The 23880-nt window shown below is 72.8% G+C and carries 21 protein-coding genes; 6 read left to right on the forward strand and 15 right to left on the reverse strand.

The features are described from left to right. Positions 1-52 precede the first annotated feature (52 nt). The 5 genes from ACF088_RS06865 to ACF088_RS06885 all read right to left on the reverse strand — a co-directional run bounded on the left by ACF088_RS06865 (position 53) and on the right by ACF088_RS06885 (position 7223). Entirely contained in the window at positions 53-1747 is a 1695-nt protein-coding gene (locus ACF088_RS06865) for a DUF885 domain-containing protein (RefSeq protein WP_392374331.1), read from the reverse strand. A 195-nt stretch (positions 1748-1942) separates the two neighbouring features. Beyond that, positions 1943-3340 carry a GNAT family N-acetyltransferase gene (locus tag ACF088_RS06870; RefSeq protein ID WP_392374332.1) on the reverse strand — a complete coding sequence of 466 codons (1398 nt, stop codon included), beginning with the start codon at positions 3338-3340 and terminating at the stop codon, positions 1943-1945. Between the two features lie 84 nt (positions 3341-3424). Further along, entirely contained in the window at positions 3425-5083 is a 1659-nt protein-coding gene (locus ACF088_RS06875; protein WP_392374333.1) for an alkaline phosphatase D family protein, read from the reverse strand. Positions 5084-5491: 408 nt separating this feature from the next. After that, positions 5492-6334: an alpha/beta fold hydrolase gene (locus ACF088_RS06880; protein WP_392374334.1), complete on the reverse strand. Its 843-nt coding sequence runs from the start codon at positions 6332-6334 to the stop codon at positions 5492-5494. A gap of 223 nt (positions 6335-6557) precedes the next feature. After that, positions 6558-7223, reverse strand: a complete 666-nt coding sequence (locus tag ACF088_RS06885; RefSeq protein ID WP_392374335.1) for an aspartate/glutamate racemase family protein — start codon at positions 7221-7223, stop codon at positions 6558-6560. 312 nt (positions 7224-7535) lie between these two features. On the opposite strand from ACF088_RS06885, the gene ACF088_RS06890 reads away from it, so the two are divergent. Beyond that, positions 7536-8282 carry a GntR family transcriptional regulator gene (locus ACF088_RS06890; RefSeq protein WP_392374336.1) on the forward strand — a complete coding sequence of 249 codons (747 nt, stop codon included), beginning with the start codon at positions 7536-7538 and terminating at the stop codon, positions 8280-8282. A 152-nt stretch (positions 8283-8434) separates the two neighbouring features. Here ACF088_RS06890 and ACF088_RS06895 read toward each other — a convergent pair whose 3' ends face one another. The 3 genes from ACF088_RS06895 to ACF088_RS06905 form a co-directional block, all read right to left on the reverse strand. Next, positions 8435-9622: an ROK family transcriptional regulator gene (locus ACF088_RS06895; RefSeq protein WP_392374337.1), complete on the reverse strand. Its 1188-nt coding sequence runs from the start codon at positions 9620-9622 to the stop codon at positions 8435-8437. A gap of 86 nt (positions 9623-9708) precedes the next feature. Continuing rightward, positions 9709-10359, reverse strand: coding sequence for a response regulator (locus ACF088_RS06900; protein WP_392374338.1), 651 nt, complete (start codon positions 10357-10359; stop codon positions 9709-9711). A 4-nt stretch (positions 10360-10363) separates the two neighbouring features. Continuing rightward, positions 10364-11596, reverse strand: coding sequence for a histidine kinase (locus ACF088_RS06905; RefSeq protein WP_392374339.1), 1233 nt, complete (start codon positions 11594-11596; stop codon positions 10364-10366). Between the two features lie 126 nt (positions 11597-11722). Here ACF088_RS06905 and ACF088_RS06910 point away from each other — a divergent pair, with 126 nt between their 5' ends. Together ACF088_RS06910 and ACF088_RS06915 are read left to right on the forward strand one after the other, a co-directional pair. Further along, positions 11723-12652 (forward strand): ATP-binding cassette domain-containing protein, encoded by a 930-nt coding sequence (locus tag ACF088_RS06910; RefSeq protein ID WP_392374977.1) that lies wholly within the window; start codon positions 11723-11725, stop codon positions 12650-12652. A 4-nt stretch (positions 12653-12656) separates the two neighbouring features. After that, positions 12657-13391 (forward strand): ABC transporter permease, encoded by a 735-nt coding sequence (locus ACF088_RS06915; RefSeq protein WP_392374340.1) that lies wholly within the window; start codon positions 12657-12659, stop codon positions 13389-13391. Positions 13392-13550: 159 nt separating this feature from the next. On the opposite strand, the gene ACF088_RS06920 is transcribed toward ACF088_RS06915, so the two are convergent. Beyond that, on the reverse strand, positions 13551-15251 hold the full coding sequence (locus tag ACF088_RS06920; RefSeq protein WP_392374341.1) for a CocE/NonD family hydrolase: 1701 nt from the start codon (positions 15249-15251) through the stop codon (positions 13551-13553). 97 nt (positions 15252-15348) lie between these two features. On the opposite strand from ACF088_RS06920, the gene ACF088_RS06925 reads away from it, so the two are divergent. Next, positions 15349-16089: a TetR/AcrR family transcriptional regulator gene (locus tag ACF088_RS06925; protein ID WP_392374342.1), complete on the forward strand. Its 741-nt coding sequence runs from the start codon at positions 15349-15351 to the stop codon at positions 16087-16089. 90 nt (positions 16090-16179) lie between these two features. After that, positions 16180-16611 carry a hypothetical protein gene (locus ACF088_RS06930; protein WP_392374343.1) on the forward strand — a complete coding sequence of 144 codons (432 nt, stop codon included), beginning with the start codon at positions 16180-16182 and terminating at the stop codon, positions 16609-16611. Between the two features lie 35 nt (positions 16612-16646). On the opposite strand, the gene ACF088_RS06935 is transcribed toward ACF088_RS06930, so the two are convergent. The 6 genes from ACF088_RS06935 to ACF088_RS06960 all read right to left on the reverse strand — a co-directional run bounded on the left by ACF088_RS06935 (position 16647) and on the right by ACF088_RS06960 (position 23227). Next, positions 16647-17663 carry a TolB family protein gene (locus ACF088_RS06935; RefSeq protein ID WP_392374344.1) on the reverse strand — a complete coding sequence of 339 codons (1017 nt, stop codon included), beginning with the start codon at positions 17661-17663 and terminating at the stop codon, positions 16647-16649. 56 nt (positions 17664-17719) lie between these two features. Then, on the reverse strand, positions 17720-19048 hold the full coding sequence (locus ACF088_RS06940) for an MFS transporter (protein WP_392374345.1): 1329 nt from the start codon (positions 19046-19048) through the stop codon (positions 17720-17722). 1 nt (position 19049) lies between these two features. Then, positions 19050-19973 carry an alkaline phosphatase family protein gene (locus ACF088_RS06945; RefSeq protein WP_392374346.1) on the reverse strand — a complete coding sequence of 308 codons (924 nt, stop codon included), beginning with the start codon at positions 19971-19973 and terminating at the stop codon, positions 19050-19052. 342 nt (positions 19974-20315) lie between these two features. Beyond that, positions 20316-20873 (reverse strand): G/U mismatch-specific DNA glycosylase, encoded by a 558-nt coding sequence (gene mug, locus ACF088_RS06950; RefSeq protein ID WP_392374347.1) that lies wholly within the window; start codon positions 20871-20873, stop codon positions 20316-20318. Positions 20874-20884: 11 nt separating this feature from the next. Continuing rightward, positions 20885-22318, reverse strand: coding sequence for an adenylosuccinate lyase (purB, locus tag ACF088_RS06955; protein WP_392374979.1), 1434 nt, complete (start codon positions 22316-22318; stop codon positions 20885-20887). Between the two features lie 138 nt (positions 22319-22456). Next, a complete protein-coding gene (locus tag ACF088_RS06960) occupies positions 22457-23227 on the reverse strand; it encodes an SGNH/GDSL hydrolase family protein (protein WP_392374348.1) in 771 nt (256 codons plus the stop codon). Between the two features lie 196 nt (positions 23228-23423). Here ACF088_RS06960 and ACF088_RS06965 point away from each other — a divergent pair, with 196 nt between their 5' ends. Further along, positions 23424-23816: a hypothetical protein gene (locus ACF088_RS06965; protein WP_392374349.1), complete on the forward strand. Its 393-nt coding sequence runs from the start codon at positions 23424-23426 to the stop codon at positions 23814-23816. The last annotated feature ends 64 nt before the right edge of the window (positions 23817-23880 follow it).

The raw sequence follows: 23880 nt of genomic DNA on the forward strand, positions 1-23880 counted from the left end.
GCCGGCCACCACACCCGGTGTGGTGGCCGGCCGCCGCGCACCAGGGCCGTGGTCAGAGCGCCGACAGCTCGGCGAGCAGATCGTCCAGGCCCAGCGAGCCTTGCGACAGCGCCGCCATGTGCCAGGCCTTGAGGTCGAAGTCCGCGCCGTGCCGGGCACGGGCCGCCTCCCGGCCCTGCAGCCACACCCGCTCGCCGAGCTTGTAGCCGATCGCCTGCCCGGCCATGCCCTGGTAGCGGATGATCTCGCTCTCGACGTAGTCGGCCGGACGGCTGCTGTGCCGGGCGAAGAATTCGTGTGCCAGCTGCGGCGTCCAGTGCTCGCCCGGATGGAAGGGGGAGTCCGCCGGGATCTCCAGCTCCAGATGCATGCCGATGTCGATGATGACCCGGACCGCCCGCATCATCTGCGCGTCGAGATACCCCAGGCGCCGTTCGGCGTTGGTGAGGAAGCCCAGCTCGTCCATGAGCCGTTCGGCGTACAGCGCCCAGCCCTCGGCGTTCGCGCTGACGATGCCGACCGTCGTCTGGTAGCGGGAGAGCTGGTCGGCGACGTGCGCCCACTGCGCCAGCTGGAGGTGGTGGCCGGGCACGCCCTCGTGGTACCAGGTGGAGACCAGGTCGTACGCCGGGAAACGGGTCTCGCCCATCGTCGGCAGCCAGGTCCGGCCGGGCCGGGAGAAGTCCAGCGACGGCTGGGTGTAGTACGGGGCGGCCGCGCCGCCGGGCGGGGCGATCCGCGACTCCACCCGGCGCACCCGCTCCGCCAGTTCGAAGTGGGTGCCGTCGAGCCCGTCGATGGCCTCGTCCATGAGGGACTGGAGCCACTGCCGGGTCTCCTCGACGCCTTCGACCGCCTCGCCGTGCTCATCGCACCAGGCCAGCGCCTCCCACGGCGTCTTCGCGCCGGGCAGGACCTTCTCGGCCTCGGTCGCCATCTCGGCCAGCAGCCGGTGGAACTCGGACCAGCCGTACGCATACGCCTCGTCGGGGTCGAGGTCGGCGCCGTTGAAGTAGCGGGCGAGGCGGGCGTAGCGCTCCCGGCCCACCACGTCCGGTGCGCCCTCGATGGCCGGGGCATAGCTGTCACGGAACCAGTCGCGCAGCTCCACCAGGGCGCCGGTCGCCACCTCGGCGGCCTCGGTGAGTTCGGCGCGCAGGGTGTCCGGGCCCGGGTCGGTGAACTCGGCGAACCAGCTGCGGTCGGTGCCGATCCATGCGTCCAACTGGCCGATGACCGTGCGCACCTGGGTCGGTCCGGCGGGCAGGTCGCGCTTGAGGCCGGCGTCGAGAGCGGCGCGGTAGCCCTCCAGCGCGGCGGGTACCGCCCGCAGCCGCCGGGCGATCGCCGTCCAGTCCTCGTCGGTCTCGGCGGGGGTGACCGTCAAGACCTCACGGACGTGGTGCAGCGGTGAGCTGAGGTTGCTGACCGTGCGCAGGCCCTCGCCCGCCTCGTGGACCGCCAGCTCGGCGGTCAGCCGTTCGCGCAGCAGCCGTGCGCAGATCTGCTCGGCGGCACTGTCCGCGCCCGGCCGGGACTCGGCCTCGGTGAGCTTCTCCAGCGTCGTCCGGGCGAGCTGGGCCACCGCTTCCTGGCCCGTCGGTGAGAAGTCGGGGAGCTTGCCGGAACTCTCGGGGATGCCGAGGAAGGTGCCGGTGATCGGGTCCAGGTCGACAAGGGCGTCGACATAGGCATCGGCGACCTGGCGGGGCAGCGGACCGCCCCCGGAAGTAGTGGTGTGGGACATGCGTCCATCCTCGTACGGATGGCCCCGTCGCGTCACCACCAAGAGGCGTCAGGTTCCTGTTGCTTTGCGCCGTTGTTCGGGTCCGGGTGCGGGGGCGGGTGCGGGGGTGCCGGCCGGGCATCGGTACGCCCGGCCGGCGGTCCGGTGGCCCGGCCGACGGATTCCGTGGCCCGGCCGGTCACCGCGGGGTGGGGCTCAGCGGCGCCCCGTGCCGTCCTGGATCCGTACGCTCTGCCGGGTCTCCCGCCGGGCGGGCATACCCGTGGGGCGGGTGGTGATCACCAGCGTGCCTTCCTCGATCTGGTAGTCGAGCGGCAGCCCGAGTCCGCGCATCGCCGCCACCATGCCGGTGTTCGAGGCCTGGGTGATCGCATAGACACTCTCGCAGCGCGTTTCGGCCGCCATCGTCACCAGCCGGCGCAGCAGTTCGGCGCCGATGCCGCGCTGCTGCCAGGCGTCCTCGACCAGCAGGGCGACCTCGGTCTCGTCGCCGTCCCACAGCAGATGCCCCAGCGCCACCAGCCGGCCGGAAGCGGTCTCCACCGCCAGGGTGCGGCCGAACCGCGGGCTGAGCAGATGGCCGAGATAGCGGTCCGCGTCACTGACCGGGCCGTGGTAGCGCAGCCCCAGCGTCTTCGAGGAGCAGCGGTCGTGCATCTCGCGGGCCGCGGCCAGATCGGAGGTGTCGGCGCGACGGACCGTGATCTCGTTGCCCTCCGGCAGCGTCAGCACATCACGCCGCGGGGGTACCCGCTGGCCGAGTCTGGCGTCCAGGTCGACCAGGGCGCGTACCCGGGCGAACTCGGCGGGGGTGAACGGCAATTGCGGCCTTTCGATGGTGAGCGAACCCCCCGAGGGGTCGCGGAACTTCATGCGGTGCTTCTCCAGCACGCCCTCCGTGGGTACCTGCTCCGCGAGCGGCTGACCGCGCAGTGAGCGCGCGGGCACCGAACGAATCGTGCAGCGTCCCAGCAACTGGCGCAACGCGAGGGGGAGTTCGGAGGAGTCCAGGGCGGTACGGGTCGCCAGGCCCAGCATCCGGGTCGGCGCATCGACGAGATCGTGTGCATCGGCCCGCTCCAGCCAGCTGTGCGCGCCGCCCGCGTCGGTCACCGTGCGGGTCAGCTCTGCGGCCGTCAGCGCGCCGGGCGCGCGCAGCAGGAACTCGTCGACCGTGCCCTCGGACAGCGGGTGGGTCTGCAGGCTGAGGATGTCCACCCGCCGCGCGCCCAGCGCCGTGCACAGCACGGCCAGGCTGCCGGGCTCGTCCCGGACCGTGGTCCGCATCCGCCACAGCACCGTCTCCTGACCGCCGGCCCCGGGGGCCGGTCCGGACGGGGACGCCGCCGTGGCGCCCGTATCGGTCGGCGGCGGGGCGTTTTCGTGGCGTCGTGACCACCAGACGTGGCAGCCGGCCGTGGCCAGCAGGGCGACCGCGGCGGAGCACAGCATCACCGGACCCGGCAGGCCGGGTGCGACGGTGTGGGCGAGGGCGTCGGCCGCCGCCACGGCGGTGAGCAGGGCGGCCAGCTCGATGATGCCCCGTCGCCAGTGGTGACGGCGGGTGGCACGGGCAGAGGATGCTTGAGTCATGCACACAAGCCTGGCGCACAGGTGTTGCCTGATCACCAACACATTGTGTCCGACGGGTAAAAGACGCAATCGACGCATTGGACTCTACTGTCCTACCTGTCCCGGTTGCAGCACCTTGCTGAACAGCACCTCGCCGCCCTCCTGACGCAGTCGCACCGTCATCTCCCCGCTTTCCCCGTCGATATCGATCTCGCCGAAGTACTGCGGACTCTCCGCGGGAGAGGTGTTGGCACGGTCCGGTGCCTTGATGAACGGCTGCTCGGGCCCGAATGTTCCGTCCAGCTTCAACGCCTGGAATCCACCCGCGTTCAGCGGCCCCGACACGAACTCCCAGAACGGCTCGAAGTCCTTGAACGCGGCCCGCTCCGGCGCGTAGTGCTGCGCCGCGGTGTAGTGGACGTCCGTCGTCAGCCATACCGTGCCGGTCACCCGGGCGTGCTTGATGTGCCGCAGCAGTTCGGCCAGCTGCAGCTCGCGCCCCAGGGGAGCGCCCGGATCGCCCTGTGCCACCGCCTCGAAGTGGGTCTTGCCGTCCGGGACGACCAGACCCAGCGGCATATCGGAGGCGATCACCTTCCACACCGCAGCGGAGCGGGACAGCTCTCGCTTGAGCCAGCGCAGCTGCTCGGCCCCGAGAATGCCCTGCGGGTCGTCGGTCTGCCGACCCGGCGAATTGGCGTTCCGGTAGCGGCGCATGTCCAGCACGAACACATCGAGCAGCGGGCCGTGGTGCACCACACGGTAGACCCGGCCGCCCCGGTCGGGCCGCAGCGTCCGGATCGGGAAATACTCGCTGAACGCGCGCAGCGAGCGCGCGGCCAGCACATCCGTCTCCTTCACCGTGTACCGGTCGTCGTCGAGCAGTTGCCCCGGATACCAGTTGTTGTGCACCTCGTGGTCGTCCCACTGGGTGATCGTCGGCACCTGGGCGTTGAAGCGGCGCAGATTGTCGTCCAGCAGGTTGTAGCGGAACGCGCCGCGGAACTCCGCCAGCGTCTCGGCGACCTTCGCCTTCTCCTCGGTCGTCACATTCCGCCAGATCCGGCCGTCCGGCAGGGTCACCCGCTCGGGGATCGGATTGTCGGCGTAGATGTTGTCGCCGCTGCACAGGAAGAAGTCCGGATTCCGGCGCCGCATGTCCTCGTAGATGCGGTAGCCGCCGCGGTCCGGGCTGATGCCCCAGCCCTGCCCGGCCAGATCCCCCGACCAGTGGAAGCGCACGCCCTCCCGTCGCCCGCCACTGCCCCGGCCGGCATTTCCCCCGGACTCCGTCTTCGTCCGGGGGGACTCCCACCGCGAGGTACCGGTGGGATTGCGGCCCGTGGGCGCCGTGCGGAAGGTGCCGGTGACCGGCTCGCCGGACCGCCTGGGATCGTCCGGGTCGGCGAGCAGCACCCGGTAGTGGATCTGCTCACCGGACGGCAGGCCGTGCAGCGAGGTCACGCCGGTGAAGTCCGTCCCCGCCCCGGTCACCGGGCCGTGCCAGGTCCGGGCGTTGCGGAACGACTCGGTCGCCGCGGTCTGCACCACCATCCGGGCCGGCCGGTCGGACCGCACCCACACCAGACCCGACGACGTGGTCACATCCCCGACCTGTACACCCCAGTCGGCGCTCGGCCGCCCGCTGCGGGCCTGCGCCGGCGCGGCACAGGAGATTGAGGGCAGCGCCAGTGCCGCCGAGCCGGCCGCCGCGCCCTGCAGCAGCGACCGCCGTCCGAAGCCGCCGCCGGATCCCTGCGCCATCTCCAACCTCCATGCCTCGACCGACTTCACTGCCGCCCCGTTCGTATCGCCTTCCGGTGCCCCGCAGCCGAACGGACGGTGAACAGCGGCCCGTTTGCCTTCCGCGGTCCGTCCGCCTTCCGTCATCCGCCTTCCGCCGACCCTCCGCCGACCGCGGTCCGTCCGCCGGCCGGGTGGGTCTCCGGTCCCGGCCCTGCGATCCACCGGACCGGGCCCATGGTCGCAAGCCCCCCGGCCGTTCGCCAGGACCTCGCCGCGACGTTTACGGCCCTGGTACGCGCCGCCGCAACAACCGGCCGCCGTGTCGTTCGGCCGGCGCGCCCGGGAGCTCGGGGGGCTCGGGCACCGGGCACGGAGCACCGCAGAAGTCCTCGCACCGCCGCGGGCCGGGGGCTTCCGGCGCACTCGCTAGGAGGCGCCCCGGCCGACGGTGTCGAGGACGACCCGCGCCACCAGCGCCGGATCGTCGTGCATCGGCACATGCCCACAGCCCGGCAGCCGTACCAGCCGCGCGCCCGGAATCGTGTGCTTGGCGCGCACGCCCTGGCGGGGGAGCAGCAGGCGGTCCCGGCTGCCCCAGCCGATCGTCACCGGGACGTCCGGGACATCGGCGGTGAACCGCACCTCCCGGCCGGCCGCCAGCGTCGGTGCAAAGCCGGGGCCTTCGCGCAGTGCCCGGGTCTCCGCCACGACGGCCGCGGCCGAACGACGGCCGGGGTGGGCGTAGATGGTGCCGGTCAGTGAGGCGCGGCCGAGTGCGGTGCGGGCCAGGGTCTCCACCACCGGCTCGGGCAGCGCCTGCGCCCCGGCGTACATACCGCGCAGCACGCCGAAGGCGTACCGCCGCTCGGCCGGGGTCCAAAAGCCCGCGGGCGAGAGCGCGGTGACCGACCGGACGGCCCGCGCGCGCCCCAGCTCCAGGGCGAGCAGCCCGCCCAGCGAGTTCCCCACCACATGCGGGCGGTCGGCACCGAGCTCCTCGAACGCCGCGATGAGCAGCGGGACGACCGACGACAACGCGTAGGAGGAACCACCGGGCAGCGCGGGGGAGGCGCCGAAGCCCGGCAGATCGAGGGCGATGACCTCATGGGAGGCGGCCAGGATGTCGCACACCGGGCGCCAGGCCTGGAGATGGTGGCCGATACCGTGCAACAGGACGACGGGCTCGCCCGCGCCCTTGCGCTCGTAGGCGACCGTGAACGGCGCCCGGTCCTCAGGGGTGACACGGGCGAAGGAGACCGGGGTGGCCATCAGAACTCCTCGGGGGTGCGGTGCTTGCGGTGGTCCCGGGCGTGCGCTGACACGATGCCAGTTGTGGCTACCGAGCGGTATGGGGCCGCCGGGGCGACGACGGGAGGTGCCGCAGGCCACGCAGCCGGGAGGGCCGAAGCCCGCTGCGGATCATCGAGTCCGCGGACAGGCCGGCCCCCCCCGTTATGTAGTTCGGTGTCCAGGACGACCGGATCCAGACGGGCTATGTCGTCCGCAATCCGGAGAAGCCGGTGTCTCCCGTGGCCAGTTGAGCGGCGGCCCGCAGACCGGTCCGCGGGCCGGCCAGCACCGGCACACCGACATCGAGCCCCTCGGCCGCCGGTGCCATCGAGCCCTGCGCCAGGACGATCACGTCGGCGTTCCGGATCTCCCGGGCCGCGGAGGCGATCGCCATCAGGTAGCCGTCGCTGTCGCCGGCCTCGAAGCGCTCCCAGGCGCCCGGTACCAGCACGGTTCGGACGCTGACCTCGCGGCCGGCCCGGCCGGCCTCCTCCATGATCAGCTCCTTCGTGGGGACGAAGGTGCTTTCCAGGGTGGCCAGTACGGCGATGCGCGGGCCGGTGGCGACGGCGGTCGCGGCCATCGGGCGGTCCACCCGCAGGACGGAGAGGCCGAGCGCCGCACCGGCTGCCTCGGCGACCGAGCCGAGCGTCGAGCACGTGCACAGTGCCACCCGCGCCCCGCCCCGGACAGCTCCCGCAAGGTCGGCTTCGAGGTCCTTGGCCACGGAGTCGGGCCCCTGTGCCCTTGCCCGGTCCAGGAGTTCGGGGCGTACGAGGTGATCCAGCGTCAAGCCGGGGGCCTCCTCGTCGCGCAGTGCATCGAAGACCGGGACGTGAAGGGGGGAGGTGTGGAGGAGGACGAGCATGCCGGTGACGGTAGCGGGTGACGTGGAGGAGGGCGTGGGCGGGGCGGTCGGTACGGGCGGCCGGTACGGGAGGTCGGTATGGGAGGTCGCGCCGGTCCGAAACGGATGCCGGATTGGTCTTGACCAAGGGTGGGGGCGGCCATATCGTCGGGATACTGCAACAACCTTTAATAAAGAAACGCTCATTATCGGGCGTGCCGGCGGGCCCGCGCAGCGGCGGGCGTGCAGGCGGGCCCGCGAAGGCGGCGCCCCGGGTGTGGGCCCGAGCCCCACGGGGGCGCAGCCCCGGTAACGGCCAGTGCGGAGGACAGGGTGGGGACCACGCAGCTCGAAACGGTGCCGGAGCCGAAGTACTGGCACCTCAAGACCGTGCTCAGCGAGGCGCTGGACTCGGAGTTCGCGGTCGGTGAGATTCTTCCCAACGAGCGTGATCTGGCCGCGCGGTTCGGCGTCGCCCGGGCCACGCTGCGCCAGGCGCTCGAACAGCTGGAGCTGGAAGGCAGACTCCAGCGCCGCCGCGGTGTGGGCACCACCGTCGCACCGCCGCGGATCGGCGTCGCCGTCGACCCCGTCCGCCACACCTGGCCCGGCGCCGCCGGTGACGACTGGCAGCCGCTGGACGCCGTCGAGAGCGACACGGTGCCCGCCGCGGTGGCCGGACTGCTGGGGACCGCCTCCGGCGACCCGGTGCACATCGTGCGCCGCAGCCGGGTCACGCACGGCCGGCCGGTCGCCGCCGAGCTGCTGTATGTCCCGGCGGCCGCGGTCCCGGACTGCGCGCCGGACGCCTCGCTCGGCGCCCCGGCCCGGGCCCGCGCGGTGCTGCACGCGTTGCTGACGCTGGAGCTGGACGGCCAGGACCGTACCGTCGAGCTCGGCTCGGCCCGTGCGGAGGACGCCAAGCAACTGGACCGGCTCCCCGGCGCACCCGTCCTGGTGGTCACCACCCGCTATGTCTCCGGGGGCCGCACGACTGCCGTCGCGGTCTCCACCTACCGTGCGGACACCTGTCGTCTGACCTTCGGCGAGAGCGACGCGGTCGCCCTGCTCGCGGGCTGAGCAGCCCAAGGGGCGAGGTACGGGCTCCCGCCGGGCAGCGATCCGGTGGGGGCCCGTTCGCGTGGGGCCGCAGGCCGGGCGGTGACCCGTCCTGAGCCGCGGACCGGCGGTGTGCCGTACAGACTGCAGTGGTCAGCAGTGGTCAGCAGTGGTCAGTGGCGGCCCGGCACCGCGTCGCGGTGCGTGTGGCGGGCGGTCACCGTGCCCTCCACCGCGAAGAGCTCGCCCTCCACGTGATCGAGCGCGAGCCGCAGCGCCCCGGTGGCGACCGCCGCCTCGCCCAGCCGGGACAGAACGACCTGCGGCGGGCGCAGGCAATAGCGCGCCAACTCCCCGCGCAGCGGATCCAGTACGCCGTCCAGCCCCGCCGCCCAGCCGCCGATCACCACCAGCTCCGGGTCGAGCGCCAGTACCAGGGCCGCGACATCGTGCACCAGCCGCCGCAGAAAGCGGCCGACCGCCTCGCGGGCCTGTGCGTCCCCCTCCCGCGCCGCCGCGAAAACCGCCGCGACCTGCGCCTCGTCCAGGGGGTGCAGCGGCTCGCCGGTCGTCGACAGCAGCTTTTCCGGTGTCGCCTCGCGGCCGAGCAGATGCAGGGCACCGATCTCCCCGGCGGCCCCGCCGAAGCCGCGGTGCAGGCGTCCGCCGATCAGCGAGCCGGCTCCCGGGCTGAGTCCGGCCAGCACGAAAACGATGTCATCGGAGCCGATGGCGGCACCCTGCCAGTGCTCGGCCACCGCGGCGGCATTCGCGTCGTTCTCGACCAGCACCGGGCAGCGGAACGACCGCCGCAGGCGCTCACCGAGCGGGAGACCCGTCCAGCCGGGCAGCGCCGTGCTCAGCCGGACGGTGCCGTCCGCCTCCACGATGCCGGGGCCGGCCACACCGACGGCCCGCAGCGAACGGCGGGGCACGCCCGTGCGGCGCAGTAGCTCGGCCACCACGGCGCGGACCCGCTCCAGCCGCTCGTCGGCCGGTGCGCTCTCCGCCACGGGGCGTTGCGCGGTGGCCAGCACCCGTCCGCTCAGATCGGACAGCAGGGCCGCGATGCGGTGCGGGCCGATCTCGATACCCAGCAGATGCCCGGCCTCCGTACGGAACCGGAACCGGCGGGCCGGCCGCCCCTGGCGGCGTGCCCCGCCTTCCTCGGCGGCCGCCTCGACCACCAGGCCGGTCTCGATGAGCCCCTCGACCACGCCCTCGACCGTCGGCCGGGACAGGCCTGTCACCTGGACGAGGTGGGTGAGCGTGGGGGAGTCCGCGGCGCGCAGCGCATGGAGCACCACAGCGGAGTTGATCCGTCGCAGCAGGGAGGGGTCCCCGCCGGTGAGCCGCCCCAACGTCCGTCTCCCTCACTTCGCGTGTGTGGCGGATCGTAGCCGGTCACCGGGTGGGCGGCGAGCCCCGTACGGGCTGTTCGCCGCGGTCAGCCGGGCGAGACGAAGCCGGACTCGTACGCGGTGATCACGGCCTGGGTGCGGTCCCTGGCTCCCAGCTTCGCCAGCACCGAGCTGACATGCGTCTTCACGGTCTCGGCGCCCAGCACGAGCTCGCCGGCGATCTCCCCGTTCGACAGTCCTCGGGACATCAGCCGCAGCACCTGTTGCTCCCGTGCGGTGAGCGCCGCCCGCTCGAAGTCCGCCCGGGCGCGCTCGTTGCGGCGGCCGGCCGCCATGGTGCGCAGCGCCGCGGGGAGCAACAGCGATCCGCCCTCGGCAACGAGCCGCACCGCGTGCACGATCTCGGCCGGCCGGGAGCGCTTGAGCAGAAAGCCGTCCGCGCCCGCGCGCAGCGCCTCGTAGACGTAATCGTCCTCCTCGAACGTGGTGACGACGAGGATCCGGGGCGGCTCGGGCACCGAGCGCAGTACCGCGCGGGTCGCCTCGATGCCGTCCAGGAGCGGCATCCGTACGTCCATGGCGATCACATCGGGCCGCAGCTTTTGCACCAGCGGGACGACGGACGCGCCGTCGGCCGCCTCGCCCGCCACCTCGATATCGGCCTGCGCTTCCAGAATGGCGCGCAGCCCCGCGCGCACCAGCGGCTCGTCGTCGACCAGGAGTACGGAAATCGGCACGGGATCAGCGTAGTCGGCGCAGGGGGAGACGGGCGTGCACCCGCCACTCGCCGCAGTCCGGCCCGGTCTCGGCCTCGCCGCCGAGCAGCGCGGCCCGTTCGCGGATGCCGCGCAGGCCACGGCCGCCACCGCCGGGCGCCAGGGGGGTGGCGGGCAGCGGGTTGCGTACCTCCAGTTCCAGTGCGTCGGCGCAGGCGGCCATGCGTACGGACACCGGCACCGGGCCTGCGTGCCGCAGTACATTCGTCAGGGCCTCCTGCACCATGCGGTACCCCTCCCGGGACACCGGGCCGGGCAACGTCTCCAACGGGCCGCTCAGTTCGGCACGAACGGTCGAGCCCGCGGCCCGTGCCGACTCCAGCAGGCGCTGCGCATCGGTGAGCGTGGGCCGGTCGGCGGGCCGGGGAGCGTCCTCGCGCAGCAGCCGCAGCGCCCGCTCCAGATCGGCCAGCGCCTGGCGTCCGGTGTCCTCGATGGCGGCCAGCGCCCGCTCGGTGAACTGGGGGGAACCGGCGGCACGGGCCGCCCCCGCCTGGACGACGGTGACGGTCAGCGCGTGGCCGATCGAATCGTGCAGCTCCTGCGCGAGCCGGTTGTGTTCGATCATGCGCTCCGTACGGGCCTCCAGTTCGGCCAGCCGCTCGGCGGCCGAGGTGCCCAGCAGCCGCCGTGCGGCGCCGGCCGTCAGCGAGCCCGCCCCGACGACGACGGCCGACAGCAGGACGAGGGGAAGCGGTGCGAGCAGCCCGTACCACCAGTGGGGTGCCTCGATCGCCGGCAGGCCCGTGAGGCGGGTGGGATGTCCTGCCGCAGCCATCGTGAACGCCCCTGCCAGGAGCGGCAGTTGAACGGTCAAGGCCGACAGGCCGACACCCACCGCGAGCCGCAGCAGCAGCCACACCGCCGTACGGCCACGCTCGCTCCAGGAGGCCGACGGGGCCGTGGCGATCCCGGACGCGGCGCGCGGTTCGAGGCCGTGCGGTCCCGGCGTCAGCAGCAGTTGGGCCTGGAGCCCTTCGATGCGGCGGACCACCGGTATCAGCGCGGCAAGCACGAGCAGCGGCGCGGGAAGCACCGCGATCCACAGCCACGGCAGCCATCCGCCCGTGCGGAAGGTTCCTTCGTAAAGGAAGCCGGTCACGATGCCGGCCATCGCGGCGATCAGCAGATGCAGCCAGCGGGTGTAGGTGACGGCCCGGGAGAGCGGGCGGAGGACGGCCAGGAGCGAGGAGGGCACCCCGCCATCGTGGCAGCGGCCGCCCGCCCGCCGCCTCCCCCGCCCGGGGGAGGCGATCCCCGACGACGGGGGAGGCCAGCGGCCGGGTACGGCCGCCAGTCTGGCGGCATGACCCCTTCTTGCGGTGTGACCCCCATCGAAGTGCAGCAGTTGACGAAGGTTTACGGAACCGTGCGAGCCGTGGACGATCTCACCTTCCGAGTGGAACCGGGGCGGGTCACCGGGTTCCTCGGCCCCAACGGTGCCGGCAAGTCCACCACCATGCGGATGATCGTGGGTCTGGACCGCCCCACCTCGGGAACCGCCACCGTCGGCGGCCGTGCCTTCCGCGCCCTGGACGACCCGTTGCGGCACGTCGGGGCGCTGCTCGACGCGGGTGCCGCCCACGGGGCCCGGCGCGCCCGCGACCACCTCCTCGCCCTCGCACACAGCAACCGCATCCCGGTACGGCGTGTGGCGGAGGTCCTGGAGGAGACCGGGCTGTCAGCCGTGGCGGGCAAACGGGTCGGGACCTTCTCGCTCGGGATGCGGCAGCGGCTCGGCATCGCGGCCGCGCTGCTCGGCGACCCGGCGGTGCTGATGCTGGACGAGCCCGCCAACGGGCTCGACCCGGAGGGCATCATCTGGATCCGTAGGCTCCTGAGGCGCCTCGCCGCCGACGGCCGTACGGTGCTGATCTCCAGCCATCTGATGACCGAGACCGCCCTGACCGCCGACCATTTGATCGTGCTGGGGCGCGGACGGCTGCTGGCCGACACCACCATGGACACCTTTCTGCGCGAGCACACCCACCACAGGGTCCGGGTGCGCACGCCCGAAGGGTCCCGGCTGCACGCCGAGCTCGCCCGGGCCGGGTGGGCGGCGACACCGGACGGCTCCGGAGGCTGGCTGGTCGAGGGCGCCGATCCCGCCGATATCGGCGCGCTCGCCGCCCGCCGGAGCATTCCGGTCCTCGAACTCGCCCATGAGGCACCCTCGTTGGAAGACGCCTATCTGCGGCTGACCGCAGACGCAGCCGAGTTCGTCTCCGCCACTTCGAAGACTCAGGAGGTCTGACGCCATGCTGTTCACCGCCGTGCTCCGCTCCGAGTGGACGAAGATCCGCTCGTTGCGTTCCCTGTCGTACAGCCTCTCCGCCATCCTGGTGGTGACTCTCGCGATCTCCTGCTTCGTCTGCGGCAGCTACGACGGATCCGAACCACCCTCCGACCCGGTCTTCCATGCCTACTTCGGTCTCAACATCGGCCAGTTCGGGGCCATCATCTGCGGCGTCCTCGCGGTCGCGGGAGAGTGGTCCAGCGGCTCCATCCGGGTCTCGCTGGCCGCCGTGCCACGCCGTGGACTGCTGTACGCGGGCAAGCTCGTCACCGTGGGCGGGCTCGCCCTCGCCGTCGGGCTGGTTGCCGGCTTTGCGTCCGGGATCGGGGGGCAGGCGCTGCTCGGCGAGGCGGGCGTGAGCATCGGCTCGCCGGGCGTGCTGCGGTCCGCCGTCGGATGCGGGATCTACTTCGGGCTGCTCGCGGTGTTCTCCGCCGGTGTCGCCGCGCTGCTGCGCAGCCCCGTCGGGACCCTGAGCCTCCTGGTCCCGCTCTTCCTCTCTCTCGGCCCGCTGTTCGGCTCCCTGGACGCCACCAAGGAGGTGGGCCAGTTCCTGCCCGACCGGGCGGGGCAGCAGATTCTGCACCTTGCGCCCGAGGGGGCGCTCGGGGCGTGGTCCGGCATCGCGGTGATGGCCGGCTGGGCGGCGCTGGCAGCGGCGGCGGGGCTGCGGTCACTACTGCGCCGGGATGTCTGACGGCTCGGGCCCACGCCAGTTGTCCGAACCGGCCGGTTGAGTGAGGACATGACGGAAGCCCCGGGCGGTGAAGCGGCTCACCCGGGTACGGGTCCGCGAGGGAGTACCGCTGCGGACAGCGCCTGCGCTGCGGTGGTGGCGCAGGCGCCCGCGGTTCCGTCAGCGGTCGGGACCGGCGCTTGCGGACTCCGCGACCGCCACGGGAAGGGAGAGCACGGACGGGTGGTGGAGCGAGACCGCGGCCGGTAGGAGCCGGGTGGCCGTCGCCGGAGGCTCGCCGGTGCCGGTGTTGCGGGCGAAGCGTGGGTGGGCGCCGCCGCTGACCTGCAGGCGGATCCGGTGTCCGGCGGGGAAACGGTAGGCCGTGGAACTCATCGCCACCGTGACGGCAGCCGGGGTGGCTCCGGTGGTGTCCGTGGCGTGGTCGGGCCGCAGCCGCCGCAGCCCGTCGCAGACGTTGGTCGAGCGGCCCCGGTCGTCGACGTCGCAGAGCCGGGCGAAGACATCGGCGTGACCGGTGTCCGTGCCGACCCGAAGGTCCACGCTCACCGGCCCGAGGACGTCGACCGGCTCGGTGAGCGGCCCGGTGGTGAAGGTCAGGACGTCGTCCCTGGCCTCCAGCGCGGTGTTGTCCTGGTGCCCGGCCTTGCCGGACAGCACGGGACCGCCGACCGAGGGGGTCGGATCGGCCGGGTCGTAGCGGAAGGACCCCGGCGCCGAGGTGTTCTCGGACAGCCGGGTGCGCAGGGTGCCGTCACCGTCGAGGTACCAGCGGTGGGCCGTGGTCGCCGGGGGCCAGTCGGGAAGGTCCTGCCAGGCCTGCCGGCCGCCCAGGTGCACCCGCGCCTTCGTCGTCCGCAGGCCGCTCGGGTCGTCGCACAGGTGGGCGCGCAGCCAGGCGAGGCTTTCGGCGAAGACTTCCGGCCAGCCGTGCTGCAGGGCGGAGTTGTGCGTCCAGGGGCCGACGAGCACGCGCCGGTCGCAGCCGGCCTGCCGCAGTCTGCCGTACTGCTGCAGGGTCTGGTCGAGGGCCACGTCGTGCCAGCCGGTGATCAGACTGGTCGGCACCCTCAGGCCTTCGGCCACGGGTCCCAGGTCCGCTCCTTGCCAGTGCGCGTCCGCCGGCTCGGGGCGGGCCATCGCCTGCTCCAGGAACGGCACCCTTTCGCCCAGCCCGGGCACATAGGCCGTGCCGAGTGGAAGGGTGCGCGTGATCGTGCGGAGGTGGCGCTGCAGTCGTAGTGCGGCCCACAGAAACCTCGATATGCCCCGGTGCTGATGCACCATGCCCATGGAGGTGGCAAGGGTGCTCTCCAGCGCGAAGGCGCCGCCGGGGTGGAAGTAGCCGTGCAGGTCGTGCAGGCCGATCTGGATCACCATCGCGCGCAGTTCCGGCGGCGGGTCCAGGGCGAGCGCCCACTGGACGTAGCCCAGGTAGCTGGCGCCGATCGTGCCCAGCACGCCCGTGAACCAGGACTGCCGGCGCAGCCAGGCGACGGTGGCCCGGCCGTCGTCGGCCTCGTGGCGCCACAGGTCGAACCCGCCGCCGGACCCTCCGGTGCCGCGGCAGCTCTGCAGGACGACGTGGAAGCCCTGTTCGGCGAAGAGCACGCCGTACATGGGCGCCCAGGGGAAGCCCCGGCCGTACGGCGAGCGGACCAGGAGGGTGGGCAAGTCGCCGTCGGCCAGGGGGAAGTAGTGGTCGGTCAGCAGTGCGCTGCCGTCCGCCGCGGGGACCACGAGGCCGGGCTCGTAGGCGATGTCGTGGAGCTTGGGCGGCAGGCCCCGGAAGGTGCGCCGTATGGCGCGGGTGTGCAGGGGCGGCTTCTTCGCGGAGGAGTGGTGTGTCGCCGTCGTCATGGTGCCTCGATTCCCGGAGCAGGACCGGCATATTTTTCCGTACGTTGTACGAGAATAGCGTGTGGTGGGATGGCCCCAGGACTGAGGAGAGGTTGCCGTGGCCCGTACAGGAGGCTCATCCGGCCGTCATACCGGTGTGGATCCCGAACTGCTCTGGTCGCGGGCCGAACGCCAGCGGCGGGGCAGGCCGCCGGCACACGACCGCGCCGCGATCACTGCCGAGGCCGTTGCCCTCGCCGACGCCGAAGGGCTCGCCGCGGTCACGATGCGCGCGGTCGCGGGGCGGATCGGCGCGGGAACGATGTCCCTCTACAGCTATGTCCCCAATAAGGAGACGCTGCTGGAGCTCATGATCGACCAGGTGAGCGGCGACCACCGGCTGCCGCCCGAGCCCTCCGGCGACTGGCGCGCCGACCTCCGGCGGATCGCCCACGAACAGCGCGCGATCATGCACCGCCACCCCTGGCTGCCCGGCGCCCTGCCCGCACAGCAGACGCTCGGCCCCAACACCCTCGCCGTCTGGGAGCACACCCTCGCCGTACTCGCCCCGGCCGGCCTCGATGCCCGGGCGAGGCTGGAGACCTTCAGCCTGCTCACCGGCTTCGTGGCCAGCCACGTCCTGTACGAACTCGCCCAGGAGCGGGCGGTCGAGGCGGCCGGAAGCACCTCCGGCGAACTCCTCGATGCACAGGCCGGCTACCTCAAGTCCGCTGCCGCCGCAGGCAGCTTTCCCCATCTCGCACAGGCCCTGGCGGCGACGGGCAACGACCCGGCCCCGCAAGCCGTCTTCGACCGTCTCCTCGACCGCATGATCAACGGTCTTACGGCGGCGATGTGATCGCGCGCCGGCGCACCCGGCAGCGCGGCCGGGGAGCCTCTGCACACTCCGGGAGGGCCAATTGTCAGACCCGGGCGGTTTACTGACGGCATGACCACTGACGCGTATCTGGCCGCCATCGACCGGTTGCGGCTGCGGGATTTCCCCGCTGCCCGGGCCCGGTCCGCCATGGTCGAGAGCGGGCCGGGGTTCCACATAGCCGGACTGCGGGTCAGCCAGGATTTCTGGGACGCGGACCTCGCCGAGGTGGCCGAGGCCGCGGAGGAGTTCGAGGCCGAGCTGACGGCGCTGGTGCAGGCGTTGTCCTTACGGTGGGGCGAGCCCGAAACGGTCGATCTCGCCGACCACTTGGAACGGTCGGCGAGGGGCCTGCCCGTCCCGCCGCCGCTGGACACGCTGTGCGGATACGTCCCGCGGATGCACGGCTGGCGGGTGGAGGGCCGGTGGATCGGGGTGGGCGTGGGCCAGGGCGACCGGGAGCTGCCCTTTCAACTGCTGGCGGCGGTGGGGGAGGGGAGGTGACGCAGGTGAGGTGACGCAGGGGCGGTGTCGCGGTGTCATCGCGGGAAGACGGGGGCGAGCGCCGCGGTGACGAGCCGGTGCGGGGCGCCGGTGCCGTCGGCGGGGACGGTCCACAGGTCCGAGCCGAAGTCGCCCGGCAGGGAGTAGACCAGGGTGTGGTCGTCGCGCCAGACGGCCTGGTCGTCGACGTTGCGGTGTTCGCCGGTCGCCCTCTCGTGCAAGGTGCGCAGATCGAGCACGTACAAACGCCACGGAGCGTTGGGGTCGGCGCCTTTGACGCGCTTCTTGTACGCGAGCCGGGTGCCGTCGGGGGAAAGTGAGGGGCATTCGACGTTGGGGTGCAGCGCCCGGAGGGTGCGGGTGGTGCGGTTGCCGCCGACGAGGTAGGTCTTTCCGGCCGTGGCGGCGGTGGCGTAGAAGTGGGTGTCGTCGGCGAAGGTGACGCCCCAGACATTCACATCGGCCGCATGCACCGGACGCCCGTCGACAGTCAGGGCATAGGTCTCCAGATTGGCGTCCAGCTGCCGGCCGCGGGTGTCGACGACGGAGGTGCGGGTGGAGAAGGCGGTACCCGCGTAGGAGTCCCCGCTGACGAAGACCGTCCAGGCGACGGTACGGCCGCTGGGGGAGACCCGGGCGCGGGTGGGGGTGCCGGCCAGGTCGTAGTGGCGCAGTGGGTGCAGGCGGTGGTCGAGGATCACGGCCCGGTAGGTGTCGCGGAGGGTGCCGTGGACGGCCTGCAGACAGAGGCCGGTGCCGGCGGCCGCGTGGAAGCGCAGGCAGCGGACGCCGGATGCGGTCCGCGGGCCGGTGAGGCGGCCGGCCGGGACGGCGGTGATCTCGTCGCGGTGCGGGCCCCAGGCCATGGTGCGGAAGAGGCTGCGGTCCGGGTCGTCCAGGCGTACGGCTCCGGAGGCGACCGGGGGGCCGCCCGCCTGGGTGTGCTCCTTGCGGGCGGCGCGTCCTGCGGCGTGCAGCGTCGCGCCGACCGCGACCCCGCCGAGCACGAGGACGGTGACGAGCAGGAGGGACAGGCGCGCCCTGCGGCTCAAAGGGCTGCGGCTCAAGGCGCTGCGGCTCAAGGAGGTGCGACTGAAGGGGCTGCGGCTCACCGTGTCTTCTCCGAGGGGGAGTTCGAGGCCGGCGCCGGGACGGCACGGCGCAGGAGGCATGCACTGACGGCCGCGGCGAGCGCCAGGCCGATGACGGCGGTCAGGACGGCGGTGCGGTCTCCCCAGGCGGTCCAGGCGGCACCGAAGGCGAGGGAGCAGACGAAGCGGGCGGCGGTCTGGCCGGTCTGCACCACGGCCAGACCGCTGCCGCGGACGTCCTCGGGCACCGCATCGGCGGTCGCCGCCGCCAGCACTCCGTCGGTCGCCGCATAGAACGCGCCGTGCAGCACCAGCACGGCACAGACCAGGGCCGCCCCGCCGGCCGACGGGACCAGCAGCAGCCCGTAGGCACCCAGCAGCGCCAGATGTCCGGCAAGGAACAGCCGTCGGCGGCCGATCCGGTCGGCGACGGTCCCCAACGGCACCGCCAGCAGCAAGAACGCCGCGGCCGTGCCCAGCGGAAGCAGCGGGAACCAGCCCGTCGGCAGATCCAGCCGCCGCTGCAGGGTCAGATACAGGAAGGAGTCGCTGACGGTGGTCAGTCCCAGCAGCACGGCACACCCGGTCAGCCGACGCACCTCCGGCCGCCCCAGCAGGGCGCGCACCGGCGTCCGGGGCCCGGCCGGAGCCCGGTCGGCAGCGGCCTGTGCGGCATCCGGGAGGCGGCGCGGGACGAACAGCAGAAGGACGACCACACCCAGCACGGCCACACAGAAGCTGACCGTGAAGACCGCGTCATAGCCTTCCGCCGCCGCCCGCAGCAGCACGAACGCCACCAGCGGCCCGCACAGCGCGCCCGCCGTGTCCATGGCCCGGTGCACCCCGAACGCCCGCCCCCGGACGGCCGGTTCGGCTGCCAGGGAGATCATCGCGTCCCGCGGCGCGGTCCGCAGCCCTTTCCCCGTACGGTCCACCGCCAGCACCGCCCCGATCAACGGCAGCGAGTGCACCATCAGCAACAGCGGCTTGCACAGGGCGGAGAGCCCGTACCCCACCGCGGCCACCGCCTTGTGGCCGCCGCCCCCGCCCCGGTCCGACAGCCGGCCCCCCACCAGCCGGACCAGCGCGCTCACCCCGTTGTAGACCCCGTCCAGCACCCCGAACCCCCAAGGGGACAGGCCGAGTTCGGTAACGAGGTAGAGCGGGAGCACGGCGGTGACCATCTCCGAGGAGATGTCCGTGATGAGGCTGACGGTGCCCAGCACGAGCACCGTCGAGGGGAGGGCGGACACGGCGCCCCGGCGCGGGCGGCGATCCGTCCTGGCACGCCGGTCACCCGGCGGAGCGGAGGGCGAGGGGGCGGAGCGGCGGTCCGCGAGATACACGTCAGCCGGCCCAGATGCCGCTGATGTCCTTGGCGTTGGCGGCGTTGCCCGCGTGCGAGGTGCCGTACATGTCCTCAAGAGTGCGCAGGACGTCGTAGTGGTTGTACGTGGTGGCGGAGGTGGCGCCCGCCTTGACCGGCTGGCCGTAGAGCACGGTCGGGATGCGGTTTCCGCTGAGCCGGTTGTCCTCGTCGAAGGTGAGCAGCAGCAGGCTGTTGTGGGTCGTGGCCCAGTCCGCATAGCTCTTGAGGTGGTCCTTCAGCCAGGTGTCACCGCTGGAGACCGAGCAGTCGTGCATATCGCTGCACAGGTTCGGCACGACGAAGGAGACGGTCGGCAGCTTCGAGAAGTCGGTGGGGAACGCGTCGAAGGTGTGCGCCGAGCCGGTGGCGACATTGCTGAAGCCGAACCACGGGTTGTGCTTCTGCGCGTACTTGCCGCTCTTGCAGGTGGTGGAGCCCTCGGACGGCAGCGACTCGTTGTAGCTCGCCCAGGACTTGCCGGCCGCCGTCACCTCGGAGGCGAGGTTGGGGGCGCCGCTGAAGCCCGGGTCGACGCAGCTGTCGTCGGTGACGCCCTGGGTGTCACCGGAGAAGAGGGCGTAGTAGTTGGGCTGGCTGGGGTGGGTCTCGGCGTAGGAGGCGGTGAGACTGGCACCCCCGGAGGCCAGGGAGTTGATGTACGGGGCGCCGGAGCTGCCGATCACCTGGCCGTAGGCATGGTTCTCGAAGACCACCACGACCACATGGTCGGGGGTCGGCACGGCGGCCACGGCCGGCTCGGCGCCGAAGCCGTTGCCTGCCCAGACGCCGAGTCCGGTGGTGGCGAGGGCGAACGCCCCGGCGAGCGCGCCCGCCCTGCGACGGCGTGAGCGGCGGATGCGGTGGGGGGAGGAGGCGGAAGGCGCGGACGACGGAGCAGGCACGGGGGCCTCCGTACGGAAGAGGGGGGTGCGCGGGCGGCGATAGCGTAGAACCGCAACGCTGACATGTACACGGCTGGCAGATGACGTGCGGCCGAACGGTGGTGGAGCGGCCGGGGCCGGGTGCGCACGGGCCGCGTACGGGCACGGCACCCGGTGACCTCACCCCGGCCGACCGGCACCCGCCGTCAGCGCCTCCGCCGCCGGGCACCCGCCGTCAGCGCCGCACGTGTCGACGCGCCCGCCGGCGGCGCCGCACGTGTCGACGCGTCCGCCGGCGGCGCCGCACGTGTCGACGCGTCCGCCGGCGGCGCCGCACGTGTCGTCGCGTCCGCCGTCAGCGCCTCACGCGTCGTCGTCCGCCGTGAACGCCGCGGCGCGCAGCCGTCCGTACTCCTCGGCCAGAGTCGCCGGCGTCCAATGGGCGTTCAGCCCGCTCGGGTTGGGCAGCGCCCAGATACGGGTGCCGCCCAGGGTGCGCTCCTGCGGGCCGATCTTCGCGTGCTTGTCGTCGAAGGCGACGCGATAAGCGGTGACACCGGCGACGGCGAGCCAGCGCGGGCGCAGCCGGGCCACCTTCTCGGCCAGCAGCCGGCCGCCCTCGCGGTACTCCTGTGCGGTCAGCTCGTCGGCCCTGGCGGTCGCCCGGGCCACGACATTGGTGATGCCGAGGCCATGGGCGAGCAACTCCTCCTGCTCGGCGGGCCGGAACTGCCGCGGGGTGAACCCGGCGGCGTACAGGGCCGGCCAGAAGCGGTTCCCGGGCCGGGCGAAGTGGTGGCCGGTGGCCGCCGTCATCAGCCCGGGGTTGATACCGCAGAAGAGCACGCGAAGGCCGCTCGCGGCCACGTCGGGGACGAGGCGGTCGCGAGCGGCTGCCAGCTCTTCGGGGGTGAAACGCACGGGCCCTCGCGTCAGAGGATCGAGCCGGGGGCGTACGCCGCGGCCTCCGGGTGCTGCTTGGCGATCTCCTCGATCCGGGCGATGACGGACGCCACCTGGTCGGCCGCCGCGCCGGTGAAGGAGAGCTTGTCCGCCATCAGTGCGTCCAACTGCGCCTTGTCCAGCGGGATCCGCGCATCCGCGGCCAGCTTGTCCAGCAGCTCGTTGCGCTCCGCGCCCTGCTCGCGCATGGCCAGCGCCGACGCGACCGCGTTCTCCTTGATCGCCTCGTGCGCCTCCTCGCGGCCCACACCGGCGCGTACGGCACCCATCAGCACCTTCGTGGTGGCGAGGAAGGGCAGATAGCGGTCCAGCTCGCGGGCGATGACGGCGGGGAAGGCGCCGAACTCGTCGAGCACGGTCAGGAACGTCTCCAGCAGGCCGTCCAGTGCGAAGAACGAGTCCGGCAGCGCGACCCGGCGCACCACCGAGCAGGACACATCGCCCTCGTTCCACTGGTCACCGGAGAGCTCCCCGGCCATCGAGGCATAGCCGCGCAGGATCACCATCAGACCGTTGACGCGCTCGCAGGAGCGGGTGTTCATCTTGTGCGGCATCGCCGAGGAGCCGACCTGGCCGGGCTTGAAGCCCTCGGTGACCAGCTCGTGCCCGGCCATCAGCCGGATGGTCTTGGCCAGCGAGGACGGGGCGGCGGCCAGCTGCACCAGCGAGGTGACCACGTCGTAGTCGAGCGAGCGCGGGTAGACCTGGCCGACGGAGGTGAAGGCCTGGCCGAAGCCGAGGTGCGCGGCGATCCGCTGCTCCAGGTCGGCGAGCTTGGCGGCGTCACCGCCGAGCAGGTCGAGCATGTCCTGAGCGGTGCCGACCGGGCCCTTGATGCCGCGCAGCGGGTAGCGGGTGAGCAGATCCTCCAGCCGGCCGTACGCCACCAGCAGCTCGTCGGCCGCGGTCGCGAAGCGCTTGCCCAGCGTCGTGGTCTGGGCGGCGACGTTGTGCGAGCGGCCCGCCATCACCAGCTCGGCGTGCTGGCCGGCCAGCGAGCCCAGGCGCGCCAGCACGGCGACCGTACGGTCCCGCATCAGCTCCAGGGACAGCCGCACCTGCAGCTGCTCGACGTTCTCCGTCAGGTCGCGGGACGTCATGCCCTTGTGGACCTGCTCATGGCCGGCGAGGGCGTTGAACTCCTCGATGCGGGCCTTGACGTCGTGCCGGGTGACCTTCTCGCGCTCGGCGATGGAGGCCAGGTCGACGGTCTCCAGGACCCGCTCGTAGTCGGCGAGCGCCTGCTCGGGGACCTCCACCCCCAGGTCCCGCTGCGCGCGCAGCACGGCAAGCCACAGCTTCCGCTCCAGCTTGACCTTGTACTCGGGGGACCACAGCACGGCCAGCTCCGCGGAGGCGTAGCGGCCGGCCAGGACATTGGGGATGCGAGGCTTCGCAGACACAGCAGTCACGTGGTGAGAGTCTACTGGCGCTTTGCGCAGGCCGGCGGCCCGGTCCCGGCTGTACGTTCCTCCAAGCATTCCTTCAAGCATTTCTCCAAGCCCGGACGCCGGGTGCGGCACCCGGCGCGGAGCGGGATGTCAGCCCTCGTACGGCAGCAGCTCGGGCCGCTTCGCCGGCCGGCCGTCGCCCGAGGAGCGGCCGGTGAGCCGCCGGCCTATCCATGGCACCAGATGCTCGCGCGCGAAGCGCAGATCCCCGGCGCGACGCGCACCCCAGCCCGGCGGACCGGCGGTCGGCAGCGGTGCGTCCCAGTCCGACTCGGCGGGCAGTCCGAGCGCCTGCCAGACGGCCTCCGCCACCCGGCGGTGCCCCTCGGCGTTCAGGTGCAGCCGGTCATCGGCCCACAGCCGGGGGTCGGACAGCGCCCGCGACGCGTACAGGTCCACGACCACTGCACCGTGCCGCGCGGCCACCTCGTCGATCCGTGCGAACAACCGCTCCATCCGCGGCCGGAAGCGCTCCAGCACCGGTCCCTGCCGTGCCGGACTGCGCATCAGCACCAGCTGCCCGCCGCCCCGCGCCAGCAGCGCCGCGGCGTCCTCGAACCGCGCGCACACCTGCTCCACCTCGCACTGGGGGCGCAGGACGTCATTGAGCCCGCCGACCAGCGTGACCAGGTCGGCGCCCATCGAGGCGGCCGGCCCGCACTGCTCGTCGGCTATCTGCCCGATGAGCTTGCCGCGCACCGCGAGATTGGCGTACCGGAAACCGGGCGAGGCGGCCGCCAGCCGGGCGGCGAGAAGGTCGGCCCAGCCGCGGTACGAGCCGTCCGGGAGTCCGTCCGACATTCCCTCGGTGAAGCTGTCGCCGACCGCGACGAAACTGGTGTAGTGAGCATTCATTTCCATGGCGCGGTGATCCTACCGCTCGCCATACCGCGCGGTATGGCCCGGTCCGCGGCGGTGCGCCCGGTGCCTGCGGGGTACGGATGCCGCTTGAGCGAAGGGCGGGGGAGGCGCCCGGCTGAAGGCGCCCGGCGCGCACGGCGCCTGCGGCCGCTGGTGGACCCTCGGCCTATTTCTGACGGTAAGTCAGGAGCCTGACGTGCACCGGGAGTTCGAGGTCCATACCGTTGCCCTGTCAATCGGCGGGGCGGTCGGCGGGGTGATCGGCGGGGTGATCGCGCACTGGCTGGTCCACCCGGAGCTCGACCTGGACGCCGCGGCCGCGGAGCCGGCGGAGCTCACCCCCAACGCGATCGAGCGCCGGGCCTTACCCGGGCGAAGCCGGGAGCCCGCTCCGGGCGGACCCGACCCCGCCCGGATAGCCGGCCACCGTCCGCAGTGGCGGCACCCGCCGCACCCGCCGCAGCAACCGCATCGGCACCGGCAGCCGGCGCGCGTCGAGTGTGCCGTCGAGCCCGGACCGGATCATCGTGTGCTCCGCGTCCTGCAGCGCCAGTGCGATGGTGACCGGGGTGGGCGGGTATGCGTCTGAGCAAGCACGCGTCCGACCGATCGGTCAACCATCCCACCGATCGATCGGACGCTCGGGCTGCTGC

The sequence above is a fragment of the Streptomyces sp. NPDC015125 genome, assembly GCF_043080045.1.
In the GTDB taxonomy this organism is placed as follows: domain Bacteria; phylum Actinomycetota; class Actinomycetes; order Streptomycetales; family Streptomycetaceae; genus Streptomyces.